The organism is Rhizobacter sp. P2_H2 (assembly GCF_056403375.1).
Map to the genome: position 1 here is coordinate 1 of NZ_JBFUFP010000260.1, position 6,071 is coordinate 6,071.

Consider the following 6,071-nt stretch of genomic DNA (forward strand, 5'->3'; position numbering starts at 1 on the left):
CGACGGGGAGTGTCGCTGCCACGGCGGCCTTCGGTGCCGCAGGCGCCGCAGCGGCTGCCGCGACCGCTGCCAGCGTCGCCCCCGCGGCCACGCCGGCCTCGCGATAGCCCTTGCCGGTCTTCTCCTTCACCAGCGCATCGTGCTCGGTCTGCGCTGCCGCGGCGCTCGCGAACGATTTGGTCTTGGTCTGGCCGTTGGTGCCGATGCGGCCGAAGCGCACCGTCACGTCGCTGCCGGCCACGGCCACCTCCCAGAACTTGCTCGATGTTCCCTCGACCAGCTCGAATCGGCGCATGCCCCGCGTCCTTCCTGTCTGCTGCGTACAGCAGAGGACTATATCGGGGCACTACCTCACGGCGAGTGCGTAGCGCAGCTCGGACTTCGCGACGTTGTACACGCCGAAGTCGCAGCTGTAGACGGCCCAGGCTTCGCTGCTGTCGGCGGCGCTCGTGGTCGACGACCAGTAGTAATCCGAGACGATGAAGTTGTCGAACACCGCGGGGCCGGTGACCGCCGAGCCGGCCTGGTACTGGCCATTCAGGTACGAGGCCTGCGGGAAGGTCGGCGCGCGGTCCGACAGGCTCAGCATCTCGGCGCGGTTGGGCAGGCGCCACTGTCCGGCGACCGATCCGTCGGCGAGGCCGCATTGGCCGCTCGCGAGCGCGTTCACCGCCGCCAGTGCGCCCGACCAGGGCTGCTGGATGCAATCGGCCTTCTTCAGCCAGGTGAGGCCCGTCACCGTGTCGGCCAGCGTGCCGTCGCCGTTGTCGATGAAGCGCGGCGAGGTGAGGGGCGCGCCGGCCTGCAGGGCGGCGTCGTCGGCGGTGCCGAACGAGCCGCCGCCGATGCCGGCGTACACGCCGGTGGCCAGCAGCTGCACGGCGCCGGCGGCGCCGGAGCGCACCGCCCACAGCGAGTTCACCGAACCGGCCTTCACGTTGCTCATGCCGCCATCGGCTGCATTCGCGCCGTTGATCCAGCGCCCGTCGCTGAAGCGGATGGCCATCGCGCTGCTCGTCAACGCCATGTAGGTGGTCGAGCTCCAGTACGCGTTGGCAACGGCGATGCCGGTGAACGGATGGCCGCTCGCCACCGCCGGGCCGGCCTGCGACACGTCGACCAGGCTCTCCAGCTCGTTCGCGTTCGGCATGCGCCATTGCCCTGCGGCCGAGCCGTCGCTCAGGCCGCAGGCGCCGCTGGCCAGTTGCGCGGCCGCGGCGAGTGCGGTCGGCCAGTCGGTCGCGTTGAAGCAGCCGGCGTTCTTCAGCCACACCAGGCCGGTCAGCGCATCGGTGACGGTGCCGTCGGCGTTGTCGATGAACCGGGTGCCGGGCCACGCGACGCCATGCGCGAGCGCGCCGTCATCGCCGGCCGCGAAGCTCGTTGACTGCCCGGTGCGCGGCAGGCTCGCCATCCGGTCGCCCGCGCGCGAGGCTGTGAAGTCCGCGTTCGCGACATCGTGCGTCGGCAGTGTCGCGAAGCGGATCACGGTGCGGTAGAGCCCGTTGAAATCCATCTTCGTGACCGAGCCGGCCGCGTCGCCGATCGACGGGTAGAAGGCGAGCCCGGCCTGCTGCGCGTAGACCGCGTAGTCCGCATTGACGCCGGCGCTCAGCCCGGTGATCGCATAGCGGCCGTCGACGCCGGTGGTGGCGGTGCGGGTCGTGTGGTCGTTGTGATGGAACACGGTGACCAGCACGCCCTGGATCGCCACGCCGTGCTTGTCGGCCACCACGCCCGACACGGTGCTCGTCGCGGGTGCGTTGCCGATCGAGTTGCCGGTCATCGCGGTCGTGGTGCTGCCGCTGCCACCCCCACCCGAGCCGCCGCACGCGGCCAGCACGCCGATGGCGGTGCCGATCAACAACTGCCTGATCCGTGTCATCGCCGCTTCCCTTGTGTGCACAGGTGCCCGCGTCCGGGAATGGACGGGGGCTGCGGACATATCGGCCGTTTCGGCCTGCGGCTTGATCGACAAGCGGCACACGGCGTGAAGCGCGTCACCAACTGCGCAGCGGCGTGGCCGGCGCCCGACCGACGGTCGCTCGCTCCTCTCGGTTGATGATGGAAGTGCAGGCGTGTGCTGACTAATCTGTGGAGGCTCCTACCGGCAGCATCCAGGAGATTCGCATGGGCACGTCACGCAGCAGTCATGGTGGTGGATCGACGTCTCACGGCAAGCCGATGGCCAAGCCCTTGTGCAGCACGCCGCCGCGGCCCAGGCCGAAGTTGTCCGATGCGGTGATGGCCGATCCGCGGCGTGCCGCGGCGATCCTGTCCGGTCGCTCGAAGTGGGCGAACCGCACGGTGCTGCACTATTGCTTCTTCAGCGGCGGGTCGCACTATGCGGTGCCGAAGTCGCAGGCCGATGCGGTGCGTCCCGCCTTCGACACCTGGAAGGCGGTCGGCATCGGCCTGGAGTTCGTCGAGGTCGATTCGCTGAGCGAGGCGGAGGTGCGCATCGGCTACTCGCTGGCCGACGGCATTTCCGCATCGGCGGTGGGCCGCGACGTCCTGAAGATCCCGCTCACCGAGCCGACCACCGTCTACGGCTGGGACCTCACGACGCCGTACGGCAGGGGCACGGCATTGCATGAGCTCGGCCACGTGTTCGGCATGGAGCACGAACACCAGAACCCGTTCGCCGGGATCAGGTGGCACGAGGAAGCGGTGTATGCCTCGCTGGCGGCACCGCCGAACAACTGGTCGCGCGCGACGACCTTCCACAACATCCTCGAGAAGCTCGACACGCAGCAGGTGCAGGGCTCGGCCTGGGATCCCGATTCGATCATGGAGTACGAGTTCGAGCCCGGCCTGATCGACGAGCCGCAGAAGTACGACCTGGAGGGCCTGGTGCCGCCGGGCACGCTGTCGAGTGCCGACAAGGCCTGGGTCGTGAAGTGGTACCCCGGCAATGCGCCGGTGCCGACGGTGCTGCAGCCGTTCCAGTCGATCGCTGCCGACCTGGCGGCCGGCCAGCAGATCGATTGCACCTTCAAGCCGACGGTGTCGCGCAAGTACACCATCGCGACCAAGGGCGCGACCGACACCTTGCTCGCGCTGTTCGAGGAGATCGGCGGCAAGCCGAGCTTCCTGGCCGCCGACGACGACAGCGGCGAAGACCGCAACGCGAGCATCACGTACAAGCTCTTCAAGGGCCGCACGTACCACGTGCGCCTGCGGCTGTACCAGCCGGGGCAGTCGGGGACGACGTCGCTGATGGTGACCTGAGCGCGGGGCCTCGACGATCAGGTGTCGGTGAGCTTGCTCAGTAGTAGACGTACACCGTCACCGTGGCCACGACGGCTGCGTCGTAGGTGGAGGTTGCGGTGAAGGTCAGTGCGACCGGCGTGCTGAAGGCACTGGTGTCGAAGGTGTCGACGAGGATGCGTGATGCGCTGATCGTGTCGATGGTGACGCCGATGCCGCCGTAGTACACCGTGGTGCCGCTGCCGCTGACCGAGGTGCCCGCGACCTGCAGCGACCACACGACCGGCTCGCTGGCATCGAGCTGCAGCGAATCACCGGCCCAGACCGAGATGCTCTGCGACGAGCCGGAGTGGATGTACCCGCTGCTGAGCGGCTGGCCCGCGACGATGACGCCGATGTCGAACGTGACGCTGCCGTCGTCGCCACCGCCACCGCAGGCGGTGAGGGCGAAGGCCAGGCAGGCCGCGGCGGCGAGCCGCGACAGGATTCGGGTGACGGGGTGCATGGGCGCATCCGGAGTCGTTGATGGGACATCCAACGGCTCGGGTGGCTGGTGTGTTGACCGGCGAGGTGTAACGCTTGGAAGGGCGAGGTTGTCGGATCGCTGCACCACATCATCGTGATGAACGCGCGGTCCAGTTCCGCCTCGCCGGCCAGGTCCTCCTGCGTCATGCCCAGCTCCTGGCGACGTTCCTTCAGAACGACGCCGAGGGCTTGCACGAGGAGGGCATTCCCACCCCACGCACCGCGCGATCACCCACGTCGGCCTGATGTTCACCCGCGTCGGCTCGCTGATGTGGCAGCTGCCCGTGGCCGCCGCCATCGAGCTGATCGAAGCCGGCGCGCAGCGCCTCTACTTCATCGACCCGATCTCCTGTCGCCGTCGCGAGGTGGCCGTCGAGCGMTCCCGCGGCCGCCGACCGCACCTGCGTGCCCGCAACCGGACAGGCTGGACCGACGACCTGCTGAACCTGCCCGTTTTCGTCTACCCACCGCACTGCGAGGGCGTCTTTGCGCCGCCGCGGCCCACACCGCGCGCGCCTTGCAACGAACGGAACATTGCGTAGCAACCTCGGCGGGTCGCCGCCGCTAGCATCCATCGAAAACACAGGGAGGACCGTGCCATGGCACTGATGGAAGAGATCACGCTGCGCAAGCTGGAGATGCTGCTCGCCTACATGGAGAGCAGCAACCTGCGGCGCGCCGCCGAGCAACTGGATGTGAGCACGGTCAGCGTGCACCGCGCGCTGCACTCGCTGGAAGACGCGCTCGACTGCGCGCTGTTCCGCCACGAGGGCCGTGATCTGCTGCCCACCGAGGCGGCCCGCGTGCTGGCCGATGCGGCGCGCAGCGCGCTGAAGCTGATCGACGACGGCGTGCAGGCCGCGCGGGCGGCCGGTGGCTGGTCAGGCGCACGCATCCGCATCGGCTCGCTCTTTTCGCTGGGGGTCGAGACAGTGCCGCGGCTCGTCGCCGACATGCGGCAACTGCGCCCGGACTTGCAGGCCGAACTGGTGATGGGCTCGAATGCCGAGCTGCTTGCGCAACTGCGCGCGGGCACCACGGATGCCGCGCTGATGGCGATCCCGCCGGCCGAGCCGGACATCGAATCGCTCGCGCTGTTCGAAGACCCGATGTATTTCGCGGCGCCGATCGGCTCGCGCCATGCCCGCCTCGGCGCGGTCGACCTGCAAGCCTGCGCCAATGAGCGCCTCATCACGCTGCGCAAAGGCTTCGTCACGCGCGACGGCTTCGACGCCGCGTTCCGCAACGCCGGTTTCGTGCCGAAGCTCGCGATGGAGGTCGGCGACATCTTCACGCTGATCAACCTGGTCGGCGGGGGCCTCGGCTGCACGCTGCTGCCGGGCCGCGTGCGCGACGTGCTCGGCGGCAAGGTGGAACTGATCCCGCTGCAGTCGCGCTACCAGGTGCGCCAGCGCATCGGGCTCAACTACCTGCGGGCGAGGCAGCGCGACCCGAACCTGGTCGCGCTGGCCTCGGCCTGCCGCCCGGTGCCAAGCCTCGCGGCCTGACGAACAGCGCGGCCCGGTGGGCGGAGCTCAGTTGGCCGTGCGGGCCGACGGGGCTTGCGCCGTCATCGACTTGTCCTGCAGGCGGGCCAGTTCGGTGCGGTATTCCGCGCCGCTGCGCCATTGCTTGTACTGCGCCAGGCGGCTGGCGATGTCGGGACGCGTCGGGTCGAAGCTTTCGCGGCCGGCGGCGGCTTCCAGGCCGGCACGCTGCCACAGCGCCAGGTCGGCCTGCACTTCGGCGCGCGTCAGCGTCGACGGCGTGTTGTAGGCCCGATCGGCGGCGGTGTCGGTGTCGGCGCGCGCGGCTTGCGACAGCACGGTGAGGCCCAGGGCGGCGATGCTCAGTGCGAGGGTTGCTTTCATGATCTCGGTACCTTTCACGAATGGGTTGGGAGTGAAGGCATCTTAGAAATCGGCCCCGCACAGGACCCTGTCGCGCAGATGACGTTTTTGTCAGGTGGCGGTCATGTGGCCGTCAGCGTGAACCCGAAGGTGTTGCGCCCGGCCTGCGAGCGCGCGAACACCGAGCCGCGGTGCATCAGCGCGATCGCCTTGACGATCGCGAGGCCCAGCCCGTGGTTGCCACCCGGATTGCGGCGCGCGCTGTCGACGCGGTAGAAGCGGTCGAACAGGTGCGTGAGGTGCTGCTCGTCGATCGGGCCGCCGGGGTTGCTGACCGCCACGCGGATCTGCTCCGGCGCGTCGAGCAGGCGCGCGATCTCGACGACGATCTCGTCGCCGTGCTTCGAATGCTCGATCGCGTTCTGCAGCAGGTTGCCGAGCGCGCGCCGCAGCAGCGCCGTCTCGACGCAGCCGCGCTCGTCGCCC

General features: G+C 69.2%; 8 protein-coding genes. 3 read left to right on the top strand and 5 right to left on the bottom strand.

What is annotated here, in order from left to right; translation table 11 throughout:
• Together AC1D15_RS15145 and AC1D15_RS15150 are read right to left on the bottom strand one after the other, a co-directional pair.
• On the bottom strand, window positions 1–295 hold a 295-nt coding region (locus AC1D15_RS15145; RefSeq protein ID WP_477826621.1), incomplete at its 3' end, for a WGR domain-containing protein.
• A gap of 51 nt (window positions 296–346) precedes the next feature.
• Complete coding sequence (locus AC1D15_RS15150; protein WP_477826622.1) at window positions 347–1,885, bottom strand: Lcl domain-containing protein; 1,539 nt, start codon at window positions 1,883–1,885, stop codon at window positions 347–349.
• A gap of 299 nt (window positions 1,886–2,184) precedes the next feature.
• Here AC1D15_RS15150 and AC1D15_RS15155 point away from each other — a divergent pair, with 299 nt between their 5' ends.
• Window positions 2,185–3,231, top strand: coding sequence for a zinc metalloprotease (locus tag AC1D15_RS15155; protein WP_477826623.1), 1,047 nt, complete (start codon window positions 2,185–2,187; stop codon window positions 3,229–3,231).
• 37 nt (window positions 3,232–3,268) lie between these two features.
• Here the strand turns inward: AC1D15_RS15155 and AC1D15_RS15160 are convergent, their stop codons facing one another.
• Complete coding sequence (locus tag AC1D15_RS15160; protein WP_465110866.1) at window positions 3,269–3,715, bottom strand: hypothetical protein; 447 nt, start codon at window positions 3,713–3,715, stop codon at window positions 3,269–3,271.
• A 265-nt stretch (window positions 3,716–3,980) separates the two neighbouring features.
• Between AC1D15_RS15160 and AC1D15_RS15165 the strand changes: the two genes are divergently transcribed.
• The gene (locus AC1D15_RS15165; protein WP_477826624.1) at window positions 3,981–4,277 is read left to right on the top strand and encodes a hypothetical protein; all 297 of its coding nucleotides are present in this window, start codon (window positions 3,981–3,983) and stop codon (window positions 4,275–4,277) included.
• A gap of 57 nt (window positions 4,278–4,334) precedes the next feature.
• Window positions 4,335–5,243 (top strand): LysR family transcriptional regulator, encoded by a 909-nt coding sequence (locus AC1D15_RS15170; RefSeq protein ID WP_477826625.1) that lies wholly within the window; start codon window positions 4,335–4,337, stop codon window positions 5,241–5,243.
• A gap of 27 nt (window positions 5,244–5,270) precedes the next feature.
• Here AC1D15_RS15170 and AC1D15_RS15175 read toward each other — a convergent pair whose 3' ends face one another.
• Window positions 5,271–5,606 (bottom strand): DUF4148 domain-containing protein, encoded by a 336-nt coding sequence (locus AC1D15_RS15175; RefSeq protein ID WP_052211205.1) that lies wholly within the window; start codon window positions 5,604–5,606, stop codon window positions 5,271–5,273.
• 101 nt (window positions 5,607–5,707) lie between these two features.
• On the bottom strand, window positions 5,708–6,071 hold a 364-nt coding region (locus tag AC1D15_RS15180), incomplete at its 5' end, for an ATP-binding protein (protein WP_477826626.1).